Raw genomic sequence first — 20,213 nt, 5'->3', positions numbered from 1 at the left:
AAAAATATTCTCAACATATAGGGGGTACATAATGAATTTCATGCGGAAGAAATCGTTTACAGTATTTGTATTTTTACTAGCATTTTCAATGCTTTTAAGCGCTTGTGGAAAATCAAATAACAAAGAAGAATCTCCAAAAGAAGATACTAAAAAAGAAGTGGTTACTGTAGAACATGCAATGGGTAAAACAGAAGTTCCTGCTAATCCAAAACGTGTAGTTATCTTAACAAATGAAGGAACTGAAGCTTTACTTGAATTAGGTGTGAAACCAGTTGGTGCTGTAAAGTCTTGGACTGGTGACCCATGGTATCCACATATTAAGGATAAAATGAAAGATGTAAAAGTTGTTGGTGATGAAGGACAAGTTAACGTTGAAACAATCGCTTCTTTAAAACCAGACTTAATTATCGGTAACAAAATGCGCCACGAAAAAGTGTACGAACAACTAAAAGCAATTGCACCTACTGTGTTCTCAGAAACATTACGTGGTGAATGGAAAGATAACTTCAAATTTTATGCAAAAGCATTAAATAAAGAAAAAGAAGGTCAAAAAGTTGTAGCTGATTACGAATCACGTATGAAAGATTTAAAAGGCAAACTTGGCGATAAAGTAAATCAAGAAATCTCTATGGTTCGTTTCATGCCTGGTGATGTTCGTATTTATCATGGCGATACATTCTCTGGTGTTATTTTAAAAGAACTTGGATTTAAACGTCCTGGAGATCAAAATAAAGATGATTTTGCAGAGCGTAACGTATCTAAAGAGCGTATTTCTGCTATGGATGGTGACGTATTATTCTACTTCACATTCGATAAAGGAAATGAGAAAAAAGGATCTGAACTAGAAAAAGAATATATAAACGATCCTCTATTTAAAAATTTAAATGCCGTAAAGAATGGTAAAGCATACAAAGTCGACGATGTTATTTGGAATACAGCTGGCGGTGTAATGGCTGCTAACCTATTACTAGATGACATCGAAAAGCGCTTTGTTAAATAATATTTCCTTAACCAGCTCGCTTCTATGGAGCTGGTTATTTTTCAATTCACTTAAATGTCACATTATTTCGTTTTGTATTTTTATTCCCAATATGTTATATTATAAAAGTAAATAGAGTATATTTTCTTTATATCAGAATATTTTTTTAATCTAAATTTTCTGATTAATCACTATTTTATTTTCTTTTAGAATTCAATTATTACATTTGAAAACGCTTATCATCTCGTTTTCAGGGCAAAATACAGTAACGGTTGAAGAAAAATAGAACTTTTTTAGAAATTTTCTTTCTATTTCCATATAATTCTATTGACTTCTAAATATTTTGTAAATTAAAATGATTACATAAATATCCGTTATACAGGATTAGGGGGAAACAAAAATGGATGCAGCTTTAAAATTAGACAAAGCTGGAGAGCAACAATCACCAAAAAAACATCCACCAGGGTTATACTTGTTGTTCTTTACAGAGGCGTGGGAAAGATTTAGTTATTACGGAATGCGTGGCTTATTAGTTCTTTATTTAACAACGAGCTTAGTAAGCGGCGGTTTAGGATTTGATAAAGCAGTTGCAGTTCAAATTTACGGTATTTTCACAATGCTTGTATATTTCACACCTATTATTGGTGGTTGGTTAACTGACCATTTCATTACGAAGCGACATGCCATTACTATTGGTGGTATCATCATGGCAATTGGTAACTTTGTATTATTCTCAATGAACACAAAAACTGGACTTTTCTTAGGATTAGGATTATTAGTTATTGGTAACGGATTCTTCAAACCAAATATTTCGACTTTATTAGGTCAATTATATAGCGAAAATGATTCTCGTCGTGATAGTGCCTTCACTATCTTCTACATGGGGATTAATTTAGGAGCTCTTATCGCTCCATTCATTTGCGGTTACTTCGCAGATTATAGATACGGTTTCTTAACAGCTTGTATCGGTATGATTATTGGGCAGCTTGCCTTTAATTTCTTAGCACCTCGTTACTTAGGGTCTATCGGAACAACTGTTGTAGGTAAACAATCTAAAGAAAAAAATGCAAAAGCAATTGAGAAAAAACCTTTAACAACACAAGAGAAAAAACGTACTGCTGCAATTTTAATTTTAACTTGTTTCGTAGTATTCTTCTGGGCAGGATTTGAGCAAGCTGGTAGTTCTTTAACACTTTACACAGATAAGTTCGTAGATCGTACAATCGGTGGATTTACAATTCCAACACCTTGGTTCCAATCTGTAAACCCACTATTCATTATCTTACTAGCATTACCTGTTTCTGCGTTATGGATTAAGCTTTCAAAAACAAAAAATGGTGATTTGAAAATCCCAACAAAAATGGCATTAGGCATGATTTTACTAGGGATTGGATATTTAGTTCTAACTTTAGCTGTTTTAAAAACTGGTAGCGATGAAGGTAACATTACAATGAAAGCAAATTTACTATTCATTGTATTCACTTACATGTTCCACACAATCGGTGAGTTATTCTTATCACCAATTGGATTATCTATGGTAAGTGCAATCGCTCCTGTTAAATTAGCATCATTATTAATGGGTGTATGGTTAGCTGGTACTGGCTTCGCAAACTTATTAGCAGGACAATTAGCCGCTTTCACTCAATCTTTAGGATATTTAGAAGTATTCGCAAGCATCGGTATTATCGTAATTGTACTGGGATTAGTACTTCTGATGTTCTCTAAGAAAATTGCACATATGATGGAATAACAAAAAGACGCTTCTAAAATTAGAAGCGTCTTTTTTATTATTTCTCCTCTAAAGCTGTCACGTCCACATGAACGCTCTCACCAGGATTAGATACATCATACACTTGAGCACTCCCCTTCTGCTCATCACAGCTCTCAATCCATACTGGTACGCCCTCATATGTAACGTCAATTCTACTTGAAGAAGATAAGATTTGTTTCACACGTTTCACATCCATACTACTATCCCTCCTTTTGCTTACTACACTCCTTTCTATTTTTTCTTTTCCTTTTAGAATATATTCGGTAAGGCAGCATGTTGATTAATAGTCATTTCTTCCTCACATGCTAATATTTACTCTCTCGCTACCTTTCTGACAAATAAAAAAAGACGTATATTACATACGTCTTTTTCCACAATATTCAAATTTTATGAAAATAATGTTTTTACTACCGCACTTACTTTATCATTATGAATTTGATAATACACTTCTAATCCTCGTCTTTCAAAGCGCACTACTTTATTTTGCTTTAACTTCGTTAAATGTTGTGAAACCGTTGATTGCGGAATTTCTAATACTTCCTGTAGTTGTGTTACATTACATGTTCCTCTTTGCATAAGTTCCATTACTAGACGTAGACGAAGTGGGTGAGCTAACGCTCTTAACATTTGTACATCTTCTTCTGAAATACGACATTCGAATTGATTTTGGCTCATAAAGTTCCCCTCATTTTCGTTTTTATTTGCGTTTTTATGTTCTTTTTATTTATTTATATATCTGTTCTTATATTTCCTGTTACGACATAACTTTATCAACCTATAAAGCCGAAAAATTTTTCCATCTTTATCAGCAAAAATTCAGGAAAAAATCCTTGCTGATTTTGAATATTATACTATATGATATAACGAAAAAGCAAAATAATGGCCTACGAATACTTTGCTTGCAAACGTTGTTTTATCAGGCTTTTTGTTATATTTTCACCTCATTGAAATGCACAGTAACGGTATTGTAAAATACCGTCTATAATTGATAACCTATCGTAATGTAGTTGAACTATAATTAACCTCTTTGTTACGTTAAAAGGAATTTTCAGTAAAAAGAGATGATGTGATATTAAAAATTTGTTTCTAATTTTTTATTCGTATTGCAAGCGGTTGGACTGTTGTGCAAAACTTCCTATTAAATCCACTCAACGTGCCTCCCTCACTAGATCAAACAGGACAGATAAATGCATATATTAAACTTTATACTCGATATAAAAGACAGCATCTAATATACACCAGAGAACATGCCATCTGAATAAGCAAAATAATATGCAAATAGTTTATACAGCACACTTAAATTCATTTGAGTGTGTTTTTTGTCTACTTTATGAACAAAGCTTTTCTTTTAACACTATTATGGAATAATTATACTTTTTTACGTTGACAATAGTGTTGAAGGAGAATATACTAAGCATGTAAGTTGATTGTGAATAGTTTCACAAATAATGTGAATTTCTTCACATATAATAGATAGGAGTTGTCATTATTATGAGTACTTGGACACAAATTTATGACCCATTAAACAATATTTGGTTATCTGCACTAATCGCAGCACTTCCAATCTTTTGTTTCATCATTTGTTTAATGGGATTCAAAATGAAAAGTTACATGGCTGGTCTTTATAGTGTGATCGTCGCTATTATCCTTGCAATATTTGTTTATAAAATGCCAGCAACAGTAGCTGTAGCATCTGCCGGATTCGGTGTTTTATCTGGATTTTATCCAATTTGTACTATCGTTATCGCCGCAATTTTCCTTTACAAATTAACTGTTAAAACAGAGCAATTCAATATTATTCGCGATAGTATTTCAAGCATTACAAATGATCAACGTTTACAAGTATTATTAATCGCTTATTCTTTCGGTGCTTTCTTAGAAGGCGCAGCTGGTCTAGGGGTTCCAGTTGCTATTACAGCTGCACTACTTGTGGGTATGGGCTTTAATCCATTAAAAGCAGCAGGTATTTGTTTAGTAGCTAATATTGCTGGTGGTGCTATGGGTGCTATGGGTATTCCAGTTACAGTGCCAGCACAATTAACTCAACTTGACGCATTAACTATTGGTCGTCAAACTGTTCTTATTTTACCTTTCATTAGTATTATTTTACCTTTCTTACTTGTTTCAATGGTCGATGGAATTAAAGGTATTAAAGAAACTTGGCAAGGTATTCTTGTAAGTGGTGTTTCTTTCGCTATTACTCAATTCGCTGTAACTTACTTCTTAGGTGCAGAACTTACTAATATTTTCGCAGCAGTTGTAAGTATGATTGCTCTTGCATTATTCTTACGTGTTTGGCAACCAAAATCTTCTACTAAAGAAGAAAAACAAGAAACTAAAGTATCACATACATTCAATCAAATTTTATATGCTTGGTCTCCATTCGTATTCTTAACTGCATTTGTAACAATCTTTAACTTAAAACCGATTAAAGCTTTATTTGCTCCAGATGGTGCGTTAGCAAACTTAGTATTTAACATTCAGTTCCCTGGTCTTCATAATGCTGTTATGAAAACTACACCAATTACAAAAGCTGATACACCTTTCGCAGCTGTTTTCAAATTTGATGTATTCTCTTCTACAACTACTGCGATTGTACTAGCAATTATCGTTTCACTTATTGTTTACCGCGTAAAAGGTAAAATGGTTAAAGAATTAATGATTGAAACAATGAAAGAATTAAAAGCTCCAGTATATACAATTTGTAGCGTTATCGCTTTGGCTTACGTAGAGAACTACTCTGGTATGTCATCTACACTTGGACTTGCATTCTCTTCTACTGGTAATGCATTCCCAGTTCTTTCTCCAATCTTAGGATGGATTGGCGTATTCATTACAGGTTCAGTAGTTTCAAGTGGTTCTTTATTCGCACCACTTCAAGCAGTAACAGCAGACCAGTTAAACATCGTTCCTTCTACACTCGTTGCCTTAAACGTAGTAGGTGGTACAATGGCAAAAATGGTTTCACCACAATCTGTAGCAGTTGCTTGTGCCGCAGTTGGACTAGTTGGTAAAGAATCTGCTCTATTTAAAACAGCAATGAAATACAGTTTAATCTTCTTAGCTGTTATTAGCTTACTTCAATTAAACGCTGTATTTAATATCTTTTAAAAATAAAACACCGATCCAAATGGATCGGTGTTTTTCACATTACATTTTTTTATTTTTTAATAAAGAAGCTCCAGCAATTTCAGGGTGAGTCATTTCGAATGGATCTAAAATAATATCCAATTCCTCTTCCGTCAGTACACCATGTTCTAAACATAACTCTCTAACAGATTTTCCTGTTTCAATTGCTTCACGTGCAATACGAGATGCTGCTTCATAACCAATATGAGGATTAACTGCTGTAATAATTCCAACACTTTTCTCAACATATCGCTTCAGCAATTCTTCATTTGCTGTAATTCCTTCAATACAATATTCACGGAATACACGGAATCCATTATTCATAATACTAATAGATTGAATTAAATTAAATACAAGTACAGGCTCCATTACATTTAACTCTAATTGTCCTGCTTCTGATGCTAAGCAAATTGTATGATCGTTTCCGATTACTTGGAATGCGACTTGGTTAATCACTTCTGCCATAACTGGATTTACTTTACCTGGCATAATCGATGAACCTGGCTGACGTGCTGGCAATTGAATTTCAGCTAACCCAACACGTGGTCCAGACGCCATAATACGAAGATCGTTTGCAATTTTAGACATGTTCATCATACATACTTTAAGTGCTGCAGATACTTCTGTGTATGCATCTGTATTTTGCGTTGCATCAACTAAATGCTCTGCACCAACAAGTGGGAATCCACTAAACGTTCTTAAATGTTTTACCACTTGTTCAATATACGTAGGATTTGCATTTAATCCTGTACCAACAGCTGTCGCTCCCATATTCACTTCATATAAATGTTGACGAGACTGTTTAATTCTTTTTATATCACGCGCAAGCACTCGGCTATACGCTTCAAATTCTTGTCCAAGACGAATCGGAACTGCATCTTGTAAATGTGTGCGTCCCATTTTAATAACGTGATCAAACTCTTTTGCTTTTTTACGAAAAGCAGAATGAAGTTCCTCCATTGTAATAAGAAGCTCTTCTAACATCATAAGAGTTGCAATATGAATCCCTGTTGGAAACGCATCGTTCGTTGATTGGGCCATGTTCACATGAGTGTTTGGGCTAATTTTCGCATACGCACCTTTTTCATATCCCATACGTTCTAACGCTCTATTCGCAATTACTTCATTTGTATTCATATTAATAGAAGTTCCGGCTCCGCCTTGAATAGGATCCACGATAAATTGATCATGAAACTTTCCATCAACAATTTCTTGCGCTGCTTCTGCAATTTCATGTCCAATGTCTTTAGCTAAGTAACCAGTGTCTATATTCGCAAGCGCCGCCGCTTTTTTCACAATTGCCATTGCTGTAATGAGTGATGGATGAATGCGATATCCTGTAATTGGGAAGTTTTCTACGGCACGTAATGTTTGTACACCATAATAAGCTGCACTTGGTACTTCTTTTTCACCTAAAAAATCTTTTTCTATACGTATATCCTTCGTTGCTATCATTTTTATCACCTATACTTTTTCATTCTAAATCCTTATCCAAAAAATCCGCCCTCTAAAAACACGAGTATCATTCAGAAGAATTTTTCAGTATCCACCTTCACTATATAGCACCTTTTTTGAAAGCGCAAACATTTATTTTTCTGTATATCCTTTTTATTAAAGTTTATAGAAAATCATTCTTCTACTTTCCTTATTTCCACTCGTTTAATTTGATGCATATCCTTTTCAAGGACTTTAAAATAAAAACCGTGTTTCTCAATAATATCTCCTTCAGCAACGATTTGTTTTTGTACCATAATCCAGCCACCAATTGTATCTACATCATCAGCAATTAAATGTATGCCAAGCAAATCATTTACTTCACTAATAAGCACTTTTCCCTCTACGATTTTATAACCTTCACTTACATGCTCTATAGGTGGATTCTCATCTTCATCGTATTCATCTCGAATTTCTCCAACAATTTCTTCTAAAATATCTTCTAGTGTAACAATCCCTGCTGTACCACCATATTCATCATACAATACAGCTAATGGAATGTGTTTTCTTTGCATTTGTAATAGTAAATCATGAATCGGAATATTTTCTAGCACTTCAATAACTGGCCTTGTATATGGCATAATCGAGCACTCCTCGTCCCGATTACCATCCATATACCGAATAAATAAATCTTTTACATTAACCATCCCAATAATTTCATCTTTATCTTCACCAAATACAGGATATCTCGTGTACTTTTCTTGCGCGATTACTTTAATATGTGTTTCAAATGGTTCGTCCTCATATAAGCCTACAACTTCCGTACGAGGTACCATAATTTCTTTTGCTACTCTATTATCAAATTCAAAAATATTATTTACATATTTAAATTCCCTTTGGTTAATCTCTCCGCTCTCATAGCTCTCAGATAAGATTAACCTTAATTCTTCTTCTGAATGAGCTACTTCATGTTCAGAAGCTGGATGTAATCCGAATAAACCAGTTACACCCCTCGCTGAACCATTCAAAGCCCAAATAAACGGATACATAACTCGGTAAAAATAAATAAGTGGTTTCGATAACAATAAGCTAACTTGTTCTGCTTTTTGTATAGCAAATGTCTTTGGAGCAAGTTCCCCAATGACAACATGTAAAAATGTAATTACTGCAAAGGCAATAATAAATGAAACTGTACTAGAAATTGCAGGTGAGAATTGCAATTTTAAAAACAACGGTTCGAGTAAATGTTTAATAGTTGGTTCCCCTAACCACCCGAGCCCTAAAGCAGTAATTGTAATACCTAGCTGACAGGCCGATAAATATTCATCTAAATTTGTAGTTACCTTTTTTGCTGCCAGTGCACCTCGTCTTTTTTCACTAACGAGTTGATCAATACGACTGCTACGTACCTTAATAATTGCAAATTCAACAGCCACAAAAAATGCTGTTAACCCAATAAGAAGGACTACCATCAATAATTTTAAAATATCCACATATGCTCTTTAGCTTTCTTAGCTAAAGTTACACCTCCTTTTTAAAAAGAAGTTTCACTTTAGTTTCTTCAATTATTGGACAGCAACTCTATATAAAATCCACCAATTTTCAAACCTCATACAATTCTAAAGGTAAAGCATCAGGGTCTTGGAAAAAGACGAATTTCTTCCCCGTTATTTCATCAATACGGATCGGTTCGGTCTCAACACCACATTGATTTAAATGCTTCATAGCTTCTTCTATATTTGTAACAGCAAATGCTAAATGTCTAAGACCGGCTGCTTCTGGAAAACTTTTGCGCTCAGGTGGATTTGGAAATGAAAATAATTCGATTTGATACTCTTCTCCTACACATAAATCTAATTTATAAGAATCTCGTTCCTTTCTATATACTTCATTCATTTCTTTAAACCCTAATATTCTAGTATAAAAATCCTTTGACGTCTCATAATTCGAACAAATAATTGCAACGTGATGCACTCTACATATATTCATACTCTCTCTATTCCTTTCTTTACCAAAGATGCATATTCTCCCTTGAAATGAAAAACATATATAGCAGAATATCTCTTTTAGGGGGCTTACCATGAAATTCATTACTTTTTTCGTCGGACTAATTGTTGTTTTCTTGCTCGCTTATATCGCTAGCAATAATAAGAAGCATATTAAATTTAAACCAATTTTTATCATGCTCATTATACAGTTAATTTTAACCTATTTACTATTAAATACAGAAATCGGCCTCATACTTATTAGAATCATTTCCAGTTTGTTTACCAAACTACTCGAGTATGCTGCTGATGGAATAAATTTCGTATTTGGTGGACTTGCAAATAAAGGTGAAATGCCATTTTTCCTTAATGTATTATTACCAATCGTCTTTATTTCTGTTTTAATTGGTATATTACAACATTTCAAAATACTACCATTTTTCATTCATTGGATCGGGTACTTTCTTAGTAAAATAAATGGTCTTGGGAAATTAGAATCTTACAACGCTATTGCTTCTGCCATTGTCGGCCAATCCGAAGTTTTCATTACAGTGAAAAAGCAATTAGCTCAAATTCCAAAACACCGTCTTTATACACTTTGTGCCTCTGCTATGTCAACCGTATCTATGTCTATCGTAGGTGCCTATATGACAATGATTGAACCTAAATATGTAGTAACTGCACTCGTTCTCAATTTATTTAGCGGTTTTATTATCGTACTCATCATTAACCCTTACGACGTTAAAGATGACGAAGATATTTTAGAAATCAAAGGTGAAAAACAAAGCTTTTTTGAAATGCTTGGAGAATACATTCTTGATGGTTTTCGTGTAGCCATTGTTGTCGGCGCTATGCTCATCGGGTTCGTCGCATTAATTAGTTGTATTAATGACCTGTTCCTCATTATATTCGGTATTACGTTCCAACAATTAATCGGCTATGTATTTGCACCTATCGCATTCCTTATCGGTGTACCAAGTTCTGAAATTGTCGCAGCTGGCAGTATTATGGCAACAAAGCTTGTAACGAATGAATTTGTCGCAATGATGGACCTTAGTAAAATTTCTAATAGCCTTTCTCCCCGTACAGTTGGTATTATTTCTGTTTTCCTTGTGTCTTTTGCCAATTTTTCTTCCATTGGTATTATTTCAGGTGCGGTAAAAGGACTAAACGAAGAACAAGGAAACGTTGTTGCGAGGTTTGGCCTTAAATTACTATATGGAGCTACTCTCGTTAGTATTTTATCTGCAATTATCGTAAGCATTATGTTGTAATTAGGTAAAATTTTATCATTTTCTTATCCCTATCTTTTGTATACAATAACGAATAGATGTCTTATACAGTGAAACTTTACTCAGAGGGGGCTATCCCCCCTCTGAGTATTAGCCTTCACCAATCGGGCTTTTACGGGCAGTTAACTCCCACCTAACTTCCTTGCATTCGCTGGACTTTGAGGTGGGAGTTTTACTGCCCGTTAATGCGGGATAAATAATCAAGACATCTATTTTTTATACATGTACAATCGCTTTTATTTAGCGTAAAATATTTTTTATGTGTTTGAGTACACTTCTAAATGTATACACTTTGATAGTTTTAAAGGAGAAAAAATGATGAAATCCGACACGAACAACAATACGCGAGCCAAAAAAGGACGCTCAAAGAAAAAACGCCTACTTTGGTTCCTTCTTATTCCATTACTAATTGTAGCACTTGGAGCAGGAGGCTACTCCTTCCATATATACAGTAAAGCAAAGTCCGTCTTAAATAATGCTTATGCTGAACTAGGTCGAGGAGATAAGTCCAGTAAACGTGAAAAAGCTGTTAAACCTATGACCGATAATATTTCTGTACTAATTATGGGTGTTGATGAAAGTGATATTAGGGAAAAAGGTTATGGAAAAGCAACTCGAACAGATGCGTTATTACTTGCAACAATTAATAAAAACGATAAATCCGTTAAACTTGTAAGCATTCCACGTGACTCACGCGTCTACATTAAATCACGTGATAAATACGATAAAATCACACATGCGCACGTATTCGGTGGTGTAGACAGCACAATTGATACGGTAGAGAACTTTTTAGATGTTCCAGTTGACTACTATGTAAAATTCAATTTTAAATCATTTATTAAAATTGTTGATTCTCTTGGTGGTATTACTGTAGACGTTCCAGTTGAGTTCACAGAGCAAAATAGTAAAGATGAAGCAGATGCAATTCATCTAAAAAAAGGACGTCAACATTTAAATGGAGAAGAGGCACTGGCACTAGCTAGAACTCGTCACATCGATAGTGATTATATGCGTGGCCAACGACAACAGCTTGTATTAGAGGCCATTGCTGAAAAGGCACTATCTCTTAATTCCATTAATAAAATCGGTGGCCTACTAGACGCTGTCGATAAAGATTTAAAAACCAATTTAACTTTTGATGATATGATGACAATTACAAAAAATTCAATGGATTCAAATTTAAAGATGGAAAAAATGCAAGTAGAAGGTACAGATAAATATATAGGTGGTATTTATTATTACGTTCCAAATGAAAAAAGCGTCGATACTATTTCAACTACCCTTCAAAAACATCTCGGTGTTACGAATAAAAATGAACATAAAAAATTATAATAAAAAGGCTGCTAGATCTTTCTAGACAGCCTTTTTATTATAATTTTCAACATATTTTTCATACACATTGTGACAATAAGTGACAATTATTACAGCCGTGTAACATTTTTTATGAAAACGTTACACACGCAGTGAAAATAATAGTATACTAGTACGTACATAATGTTATTTTCATCATTTTTATACAAAAAATGTAATACATATATTTATACATAAATTTCTGGGGGGAAATAAATGAAGCTAAGTAAAATACTGATTGGTTCTGCAATTGCCGGGGGCATATTACTTTGTGTAGGCGGTGTTGGGGGATATCAATATGTATCCAAATTAAATAATCAATTAGATACTACTGCATTACCAAATACTACATTTGAAGGTATTTCTCTCGATGGAAAAAATAAGAAAGACATTCAAGCAATTATTAATCAAAAGGTAACTGAATTAGATCAAAAATCCCTTACCTACATATTCCAAAACGATAAACAAACTTACACATGGAAAGATTTAGGGGTAAATTATAAAGAGAAAGATATTATTGACAAAATATTCAAAGAACAAGAAGGAAACGTAATGAATCGTTACAAAATGCGTAAGCAAGCTGAAAACGGTGAATTAAAACGGGACTATAAATTAACACCACAACTAAATACAACAGCTTATGAAACCTTTATAAAAGATAAATATAATGAAACATTAAAAAATCCTGTTAATGCAGAATTAAGTATTGAAGGCTCAACAGTAAATGTTAGTCAAAGCCAAAACGGAGAAAAAATTGATAAAGGAAAACTAAACAGTTTAACAAACGAAGCTATTACTACTGGTAAATCAGATGTTACATTACCAGTTACATTCATAAAACCAGAACGTTCTACAGAAGACATACAGAAAATGGGTATTAAAGAAGTCATTGCTGAATATTCTACTCCAATGGCTGGCCGTAACGGAAATCAATCATTTAACGTAAATAAGTCAGCTAATACTTTAAGTGGGGTTATTGTCGCACCTGATGAAACATTTAGTTTTAACGGCCGCGTTGGCGTAACTGATGCTGCACATGGTTATAAATCTGCAGCAGTATATTCACAAGGTAAAGTAATACAAAGTGCAGGCGGAGGAGTTTGCCAAGTCAGTAGTACATTATACAGCGCAGCTTTAAGGGCAGATTTAGGCATTGTTTCTCGAAGCAATCATTCAATGCCGGTAAATTATTTACCACTTGGGCAAGATGCAGCAGTAGCAGATTATGGTCCAGATTTAAAATTTAAAAATAATACAGGCAATCATATTTATATTCAAGCATTTTCAAATGGAGGTAGTATTACTACACGCATTTTCGGTACAAATACTGGTAAAAATGTTGAAGTTTCTTCTCAAGTAATTAGTAGAACTAGTGATAAAATCACAGCAGTTACGTATAAAAAAGTAACACAAAACGGGGAAGTAATATCAAATGGACAAATTTCAAAAAGCGTATATAAAAGCGCTCCAAAAGAATAGATAATATTAACCGAATAACATAAAGAAAAAGGCGTGATTAAATCACGCCTTTTTCTTTTGCAGTAATAGTAAAAAAGTTTCAAGATGGTCTTTCGTTTCTTCTAAAGACCACATACGATTTCCTTGCTTCGCAGCTAATACACACGCCACTTCCCACGCGTTCTTTTTCTTCATATTTATTAATTCATCACGTAATTTCAAAACGATTTCTTCGTCTTCTTGTTCAATAAACTCTTCCATCACGCTTACTATTTCATCCTCATGAATACTTAACGTACAGTACGATTTAAGAAAGTATTGTAATGTCGTATACATAATGTACTCCCCCTTCTTATTTATCAGATGGATAAGAAGTAATAATCTTAAACCCTAATTCCCCTGACTTATCTCTTGCTAAAACAGTAACAGTTTTTACTAACTTGTCTTTTACACTCATATTTTTCTTTATTACCGTTTTTCCAACCGGGAATGAATGAGTTGTATTTAATACGAGACGAGCCTCTTTAGAATTTTTTAACCAATCTTGAATTTCCTTGTCGTGTTGCTTCAAGCTATCTTTTACAGCTTTCGTCGCTGTTTCTTTATCATAGTATGTACTTGCAGCTGACACTTTATCTGTCTTCAAGCGATTCTTCAAATCCTCTTCTGACTTGCCTACATGTCTTTCAATCGTATGACCATTTTTAGGTGGTCCTTCCATTTCATCTAAAATATTATCACTGATTTTTTCTACCGATGTAGCTTGATTCCCTGTCTGTTTCTCTGGCTTTTGTTCTTTTCCTGCACATCCGCTTAAGATCAGCATTAATGCCAATAAACTACTGAAGAAAAGACTGCTTATTCGTTTCATCATATCACCTCTTCCATGATTATTATCTCAACTTCACTAAAAGTCAATTTCACACGAAAAAACATACACATTTTTTAAATTCCTCACCTATTTTGCCATATTATCAACCGATTTTCATAGAATCGCTATTTTCTCCCCTTCTATAAATATACCCCTATATTTTTATGATTATTTCCCGATTTAATCCATCCCTAAAACCACCGGATAAACCCCATATCTAAAGGGTTTATCCGGTGGTTTATTAAAAATAAAAATATACCCCTGACTTAATATACCCAATACCCTTATATAGTATATTAACGGTGTTTTATCAACGTTTTCTACATTATGTAAATTTATCCTTGCCTATATAATCGAAATATGGTGTAATGCAAAAAAAGATAAAGGATTTTAAACAATGGCTGAAACGATTCAAAATTTCTTAACAGAATACTATTCAATCGCAATTCCACTTAGTATCTTAATTAACATCATCATTAGTCTTTTAGGTTTTATCCCTAGTATTTTTTTAACCGCCATTAATATACAGCTCTTTGGCGTAACAAATGGTACTGTTATTTCGATCGTAGGCGAAGCATTAGGGGCTATTATCTCGTTTTATATTTACCGCATGGGCCTTCAAAAGTTCACTCACGATAAAGTAAATAAGTATCCAAAGGTAGAGCGTCTTCTTTATGTAGAAGGTAGAGAGGCCTTTCTACTCGTTCTATCGTTTCGATTGATACCTTTCATCCCATCAAGTATCGTGACTTTATTTGCGGCTCTAGGTAAGATGTCATTACTCTCCTTCAGTATTGCCAGCACAATAGGGAAAATACCGGCCTTATTGATTGAAGTATATTCTGCATATCACGTTATAAATGGAACAAATGAAGCAAAGTGGATTGTAACAATCGCAGGCGCTATTGGATTGTTTTATTTGTGGAAAAAATGGAGAAAAAAATAAAGAAGGAGCATAGGCTCCTTCTTTATTTTTGAGGTATTTTATTAATAACTATCTCTTAAAGTCTTAGTTTACACCAACAGCACTATATGATTGCTTAACTGCTGCTACTTCTGCAGAGCTAGCACCATATAAATCCGCTGCAGCTTGTACTAATCCAGCACGCGCTTGACTAAAAGTAGTAGATTGAGTGAAATATTGCGTATTTGCACGGTAATAGATCGCTCCTACTTTATCTTTACCAATGCCATTCACAGTAACACCGTAATGCGTACCACCATTCGCTAATAAATAAGCTGCTTTGTTAATAATACCGCTGTTTGTATGAACGCCACCATTGTCACTAGTACCAGTATAACGCTTAGAGTAGTGGTCTGGATCACCATATTTCGTTGGATCACTCATAGAGCGAAGCGCATCTCCAGCTTTACCAGGCGTATAAATATCTTCACCAATTTCCCAATCTGGGTTACGGTTATCATAATACTCTACTAATGTACCAAAAACATCTGAAATAGCTTCATTTAATGCCCCTGATTCATTTTGATAAATTAAATCTGAGCTATACTCTGTAACAGCATGCGTTAATTCGTGGCCAATTACATCAATTCCACCAGATAATGAAGTGAACGTTACACCATCACCATCTCCGTATACCATTTGTGAGCCGTTCCAGAATGCATTATTATACTTACTTCCGTAATGAACTGTTGATTTTAATGGTGCTCCTGCATCATTAATAGAGTTTCTATTAAATGTAGCTTTATAATAGTCATATGTTTTACCTGCATAGTAATGAGCATCTACTGCCGCTGCATCATACGCTGCATTGAAAACATTATCTGCATCTACCCATAAAGTTCCTGGTAATGTAGTACGATTTTTCGCATCATATGTGAAAATCGTTGCTCCGCGCGTATTATCTTGTAAGTAGTAAGATGAACCAGATAACGTTGTATTAAGTGATTTCGTATCTCCTAATACACCTTTACCAGTTCCTACTTTATTTGTTCCTGTTACAGGTTTTACTACTGCTTTTGCATCCTGTTTAGGAGCCTCTTGCTTAACTGGTGATTTATCTTCATTTGCTACATGATCCAATTTATTATATTTATTTAATACTTTACCGCTGTCTGCTTCAATGAAATAGTAGTAGTTTCCTGGACTTGGATCTAAGAAGTTTAAGTTTACAACGTATGCATATGTTGTTTCTTCGCCATTTTGATATACATATAAGTCCGCTTTTGGTTCTACCTCATATTTTGGCGTTACCCCTAAATCTTGCTGCGCGATTTCAATTGCTTTTGCGCCTTCAATCTTATTTTTATTTTTCAACTTTTCCTTTTTGTCTAAATCAGGTGCAACTGTTCCAGACAATACTTTTAAAGAACCGTCTTTACTTACGTGAGCCACTTGAGTAGAACCCCATACAGGCACTCCTTCGTAAACTTGTTGCATACGTACTACTGTTGAATCAGTTACAGCATCTTTCTTCACTTGTTTCACTTTGAAAGAATCTTGCGCACTCTTTTCCCCTAACTTGTAATCACCTTTTGCTGCGTTTAAGTAATCAAACACAACAGATTCTGCTTTCTTACCAGTCGCTCCAGTTAGATCACCAGAAATAAACTCAGGTGACTGTACTGTCTCATTGTACTTCTTCGTAGAGAGTACATTTTTAGAATCCGCAAATGCAGAGCCTGTCCCTCCAAACGTAGTAACTGCCATTCCTGTCGCTAACACTAACGCTAAACTTTTCTTTTTCATGAACCTTCCCCCTAATAAAATTTTTTTTGAAAAAGAGTAGTTTTATATTAGCATTATGTTTTCACTATTAATATACTAAAAATTCAATTAATTTATTTCTCAAGTTTTGTAGAATTTTGAGGAACAAATATTGAAAAACCCCTTTCCTGTTGGAAAGGGGTTTCTGTTAAGAATTTATTAATTCTACTACTTTTTCTCCTTGACCATAAATATCCGATGTCCAAGCATATTGCGGTTCCAATACCACTAATACAGCTACCAAAGCCAAAGCACCAATAATTATTTTTTTCATATTATTTTCCTCCCTTTTCTTCTAATAAATTAATTGCTAATTTATAGTAGTTATTACTTTCCTTAAATTCTAGTAATTCCTCGTGATATCCTGCTAGTTCTAAATACACCATTTTTAATTCCTTTTTATTTTCTTCGCCTCTAAAAAATGGGATTGCCTCAACTTCTAAAAATCTTTTATAAACATCTTTCGTTTCAAAGTATTTATTCTTAAGCATTGAAAGTATATATAGCATACTTTTATACTTTTCATCCCTCTTGGCAACATCTATCCCTTTATTAATCCAATCTTTCGCTTCTTCAAATTCTTTTAATTCAATACACTGCAAAGCGATCTCATACACTGCATCAATATAATTTAAATCCTCTTCCTTTTTGTACTTTAGGCATTGTAAATAATAATCTTTTGCTTTTGCATAATCTTTTAAGTTATAGTACAAGAAGCCTAAATTATTTAAAGCAATAGCTGTTATACTTTCTTTATCAGCAAAAGAATTTGCTTCCCTCAAAATATTATTATAAATAGATAGTGCTTCATTATATTGTTTTTTTTGTATATAACTCAATGCAATAAGTAACTGGCAATTTATCACATAACGGAATTTATATTCATTCTTAAATCCTTCCATTGCTACATTAGCAAAATGTAAAGTCATATGTTCAACTTCTAATTCATTATAAACAAGAGCCAAATTGAAATATATTCCATTCTCATGATAACCTTGTTCCTTTGCCATTACTTCTGTTCGAGTCAAATACTCCAATGCCTTCTTATATCTATGTTGTAAAAAATAATATAACCCTTTGCTATACGTATATAATAATTTTTGGAATGGTGAATACTTTTTGTACATCTTCTTTAAGCTCTCTAACTCTTTTTCGACAGCAGGAAAATCCCTTTTCATAATTAAATAACGTGTATACAGCAGTTTATAATAATTTATAATTTCAAAATCCAACACATGCTTCATTTCACCTTGCAACTCTTCATATATACGTTCTACTTGTTGCTTGTCCAAATGAACTAGTGCATTCAACCATTCGTCCAGCTTCCCCTTCACATCTTCTTCTACATCTCTCAAATCCGTCACAGCAATTTCTAGTCTTGTGCAGAGCAATTGTAGAATTTCTTCTGATGCTTCAATCTTTCCATTTTCAATCTTACTTAAGTATGAGACAGAACAAATGCCCTGACATAATTCTTCTTGTGTCATTTTTTGCTGTAGCCGTTTATAAAAGACTTGTTTGCCTATTTTTTCTAATGTTTGTTGCATTGTCCTCCTCCATTCTCATTACCCCCATTACTCTAATAATACATAAAATCTGGAGAAATATAAATTGATAAATATAAATTTTCTAAAAAATATGCATAATTTCATTTTTTTCTCTCTTGACTTCACATCAATATCTCTTCTTTGCTACGAATGGTGAAAAATTGGTATACTATAACCAAATTATGGAGGTGTTCTCGCGATGACTCATTATAAAGACGATAGTTATGTCTTACATACAGACCTATATCAAATCAACATGGCTTATACATATTGGAAAGATGGTATTCATAATCGCCGTTCTGTTTTTGATTTATATTTTCGAAAGCTTCCATTTGAGAACGGCTACGCTGTTTTTGCTGGCCTTGAGAAAATTGTAGAGTACATAGAAAATTTCAGTTTCACTGAAAGCGATATCGCTTATTTAGCAGAATTACAATTTGAAGAAGAATTCCTTCATTATTTACAAAATATGAAATTCACTGGGACGATTCGCAGTATGCAAGAAGGGGAAGTTGTATTTAATAACGAGCCTTTATTACGTGTTGATGCACCACTTGGTGAAGCACAAATTATTGAGACTGCCCTCTTAAATATTGTGAATTACCAAACATTAATTGCAACAAAAGCAGCTCGTATGAAACATGCTGCAAGTAATGATGAGCTTTTAGAGTTCGGCACAAGACGTGCCCATGAGTTCGATGCTGCCCTTTGGGGGACGCGTGCTGCCTTTATTGGTGGTTTCTCCTCTACAAGCAACGTTCGTGCTGGGAAACGCTTTGGGATCCCTGTAGCCGGCACACACGCTCACTCTTTCGTTCAAGCATATCGCGATGAATACGTCGCGTTTAAAAAATACGCTGAAACTCATAAAAAGTGCGTCTTTCTCGTTGATACTTATGACACATTGAAATCTGGTGTTCCAAATGCAATTCGTGTTGCAAAAGAATTTGGGGATCGTATTGATTTCTATGGCATACGTCTTGATAGTGGTGATATGGCTTATTTATCGAAAAAGGCACGAAAACTACTAGATGAAGCAGGGTTTACAAATACAAAAATTATCGCTTCTAGCGATTTAGATGAATACACAATTATGCACCTTAAATCTCAAGGAGCAAAAATTGACGTATGGGGCGTTGGGACGAAATTAATTACGTCCTTTGAGCAACCTGCATTAGGAGCTGTTTACAAACTAGTTGCGATTGAGGATACTGACGGAAAATTAAATGATACGATTAAAATTTCATCTAATCCTGAAAAAATTACCACTCCAGGACTGAAACGAATTTATCGTATTATCAATCGAGTTAACGATCATGCAGAAGGCGATTATATTGCATTAGATTCTGAAGAACCTGGAAAAGAAGAGCGCTTAAAAATGTTCCATCCAGTTCACACATATATAAGTAAATTCGTAACAAACTTTGAAGCCCGTGAACTGCATAAAGACATTTTCGTTAACGGTGAAAGAACATATGAACTGCCAAGTATATTAGATATTCAACAATATAACGAGCAGAGTCTCTCTCTATTTTGGGAAGAATATATGCGAACTTTAAATCCTGAAGAATACCCTGTCGATTTAAGCCAAGAGTGCTGGGATCATAAAATGAATTACATTCAAACAGTTCGAGAACAAGTTGAAAAAAACATACAAAAGTAAACAGAG

General features: G+C 34.1%; 18 protein-coding genes. 8 read left to right on the top strand and 10 right to left on the bottom strand.

The window, feature by feature from the left end:
* Window positions 1-31: 31 nt before the first annotated feature.
* Window positions 32-1,000, top strand: a complete 969-nt coding sequence (locus AXW78_RS03035) for an ABC transporter substrate-binding protein (protein WP_001010268.1) — start codon at window positions 32-34, stop codon at window positions 998-1,000.
* Between the two features lie 379 nt (window positions 1,001-1,379).
* Entirely contained in the window at window positions 1,380-2,729 is a 1,350-nt protein-coding gene (locus AXW78_RS03030; RefSeq protein ID WP_000338314.1) for a peptide MFS transporter, read from the top strand.
* 37 nt (window positions 2,730-2,766) lie between these two features.
* On the opposite strand, the gene AXW78_RS03025 is transcribed toward AXW78_RS03030, so the two are convergent.
* Window positions 2,767-2,946: an acid-soluble spore protein H gene (locus tag AXW78_RS03025; protein WP_000382679.1), complete on the bottom strand. Its 180-nt coding sequence runs from the start codon at window positions 2,944-2,946 to the stop codon at window positions 2,767-2,769.
* A 191-nt stretch (window positions 2,947-3,137) separates the two neighbouring features.
* Entirely contained in the window at window positions 3,138-3,425 is a 288-nt protein-coding gene (locus AXW78_RS03020; RefSeq protein WP_000081428.1) for an ArsR/SmtB family transcription factor, read from the bottom strand.
* Between the two features lie 816 nt (window positions 3,426-4,241).
* Between AXW78_RS03020 and AXW78_RS03015 the strand changes: the two genes are divergently transcribed.
* Window positions 4,242-5,861, top strand: a complete 1,620-nt coding sequence (locus AXW78_RS03015) for an L-lactate permease (protein ID WP_000109096.1) — start codon at window positions 4,242-4,244, stop codon at window positions 5,859-5,861.
* Window positions 5,862-5,900: 39 nt separating this feature from the next.
* Here the strand turns inward: AXW78_RS03015 and aspA are convergent, their stop codons facing one another.
* The 3 genes from aspA to gloA2 form a co-directional block, all read right to left on the bottom strand.
* Complete coding sequence (gene aspA, locus AXW78_RS03010; RefSeq protein ID WP_061883772.1) at window positions 5,901-7,334, bottom strand: aspartate ammonia-lyase; 1,434 nt, start codon at window positions 7,332-7,334, stop codon at window positions 5,901-5,903.
* A gap of 173 nt (window positions 7,335-7,507) precedes the next feature.
* Window positions 7,508-8,806, bottom strand: coding sequence for a hemolysin family protein (locus AXW78_RS03005; protein ID WP_000353330.1), 1,299 nt, complete (start codon window positions 8,804-8,806; stop codon window positions 7,508-7,510).
* A gap of 109 nt (window positions 8,807-8,915) precedes the next feature.
* Window positions 8,916-9,302 carry an SMU1112c/YaeR family gloxylase I-like metalloprotein gene (gene gloA2, locus AXW78_RS03000; RefSeq protein ID WP_061883771.1) on the bottom strand — a complete coding sequence of 129 codons (387 nt, stop codon included), beginning with the start codon at window positions 9,300-9,302 and terminating at the stop codon, window positions 8,916-8,918.
* Between the two features lie 91 nt (window positions 9,303-9,393).
* Here gloA2 and AXW78_RS02995 point away from each other — a divergent pair, with 91 nt between their 5' ends.
* From AXW78_RS02995 to AXW78_RS02985, 3 genes are all read left to right on the top strand, one after another.
* On the top strand, window positions 9,394-10,572 hold the full coding sequence (locus AXW78_RS02995) for a NupC/NupG family nucleoside CNT transporter (RefSeq protein ID WP_000668864.1): 1,179 nt from the start codon (window positions 9,394-9,396) through the stop codon (window positions 10,570-10,572).
* A 333-nt stretch (window positions 10,573-10,905) separates the two neighbouring features.
* Window positions 10,906-11,922, top strand: coding sequence for an LCP family protein (locus AXW78_RS02990; protein ID WP_002163841.1), 1,017 nt, complete (start codon window positions 10,906-10,908; stop codon window positions 11,920-11,922).
* Between the two features lie 234 nt (window positions 11,923-12,156).
* A complete protein-coding gene (locus tag AXW78_RS02985; protein WP_000777358.1) occupies window positions 12,157-13,419 on the top strand; it encodes a VanW family protein in 1,263 nt (420 codons plus the stop codon).
* Between the two features lie 42 nt (window positions 13,420-13,461).
* Here AXW78_RS02985 and AXW78_RS02980 read toward each other — a convergent pair whose 3' ends face one another.
* Together AXW78_RS02980 and AXW78_RS02975 are read right to left on the bottom strand one after the other, a co-directional pair.
* Entirely contained in the window at window positions 13,462-13,734 is a 273-nt protein-coding gene (locus AXW78_RS02980) for a hypothetical protein (protein ID WP_000288805.1), read from the bottom strand.
* A gap of 16 nt (window positions 13,735-13,750) precedes the next feature.
* On the bottom strand, window positions 13,751-14,269 hold the full coding sequence (locus AXW78_RS02975) for an RNase A-like domain-containing lipoprotein (RefSeq protein ID WP_000822689.1): 519 nt from the start codon (window positions 14,267-14,269) through the stop codon (window positions 13,751-13,753).
* Between the two features lie 397 nt (window positions 14,270-14,666).
* On the opposite strand from AXW78_RS02975, the gene AXW78_RS02970 reads away from it, so the two are divergent.
* Window positions 14,667-15,215, top strand: a complete 549-nt coding sequence (locus AXW78_RS02970; RefSeq protein ID WP_000852223.1) for a TVP38/TMEM64 family protein — start codon at window positions 14,667-14,669, stop codon at window positions 15,213-15,215.
* Between the two features lie 63 nt (window positions 15,216-15,278).
* Here the strand turns inward: AXW78_RS02970 and AXW78_RS02965 are convergent, their stop codons facing one another.
* From AXW78_RS02965 to AXW78_RS02960, 3 genes are all read right to left on the bottom strand, one after another.
* The gene (locus AXW78_RS02965) at window positions 15,279-16,979 is read right to left on the bottom strand and encodes a M4 family metallopeptidase (RefSeq protein ID WP_000730379.1); all 1,701 of its coding nucleotides are present in this window, start codon (window positions 16,977-16,979) and stop codon (window positions 15,279-15,281) included.
* Between the two features lie 166 nt (window positions 16,980-17,145).
* On the bottom strand, window positions 17,146-17,271 hold the full coding sequence (locus AXW78_RS33755) for an NprX family peptide pheromone (RefSeq protein WP_000720172.1): 126 nt from the start codon (window positions 17,269-17,271) through the stop codon (window positions 17,146-17,148).
* 1 nt (window position 17,272) lies between these two features.
* The gene (locus tag AXW78_RS02960; RefSeq protein ID WP_001187959.1) at window positions 17,273-18,544 is read right to left on the bottom strand and encodes a helix-turn-helix domain-containing protein; all 1,272 of its coding nucleotides are present in this window, start codon (window positions 18,542-18,544) and stop codon (window positions 17,273-17,275) included.
* Between the two features lie 199 nt (window positions 18,545-18,743).
* Between AXW78_RS02960 and AXW78_RS02955 the strand changes: the two genes are divergently transcribed.
* On the top strand, window positions 18,744-20,207 hold the full coding sequence (locus tag AXW78_RS02955; RefSeq protein WP_061883770.1) for a nicotinate phosphoribosyltransferase: 1,464 nt from the start codon (window positions 18,744-18,746) through the stop codon (window positions 20,205-20,207).
* Window positions 20,208-20,213: the final 6 nt, after the last annotated feature.

The organism is Bacillus thuringiensis (assembly GCF_001595725.1).
In the GTDB taxonomy this organism is placed as follows: domain Bacteria; phylum Bacillota; class Bacilli; order Bacillales; family Bacillaceae_G; genus Bacillus_A; species Bacillus_A thuringiensis_K.
Note: the sequence above shows the minus strand (reverse complement) of the source record. Positions and strands in the feature narration are given on the sequence as shown.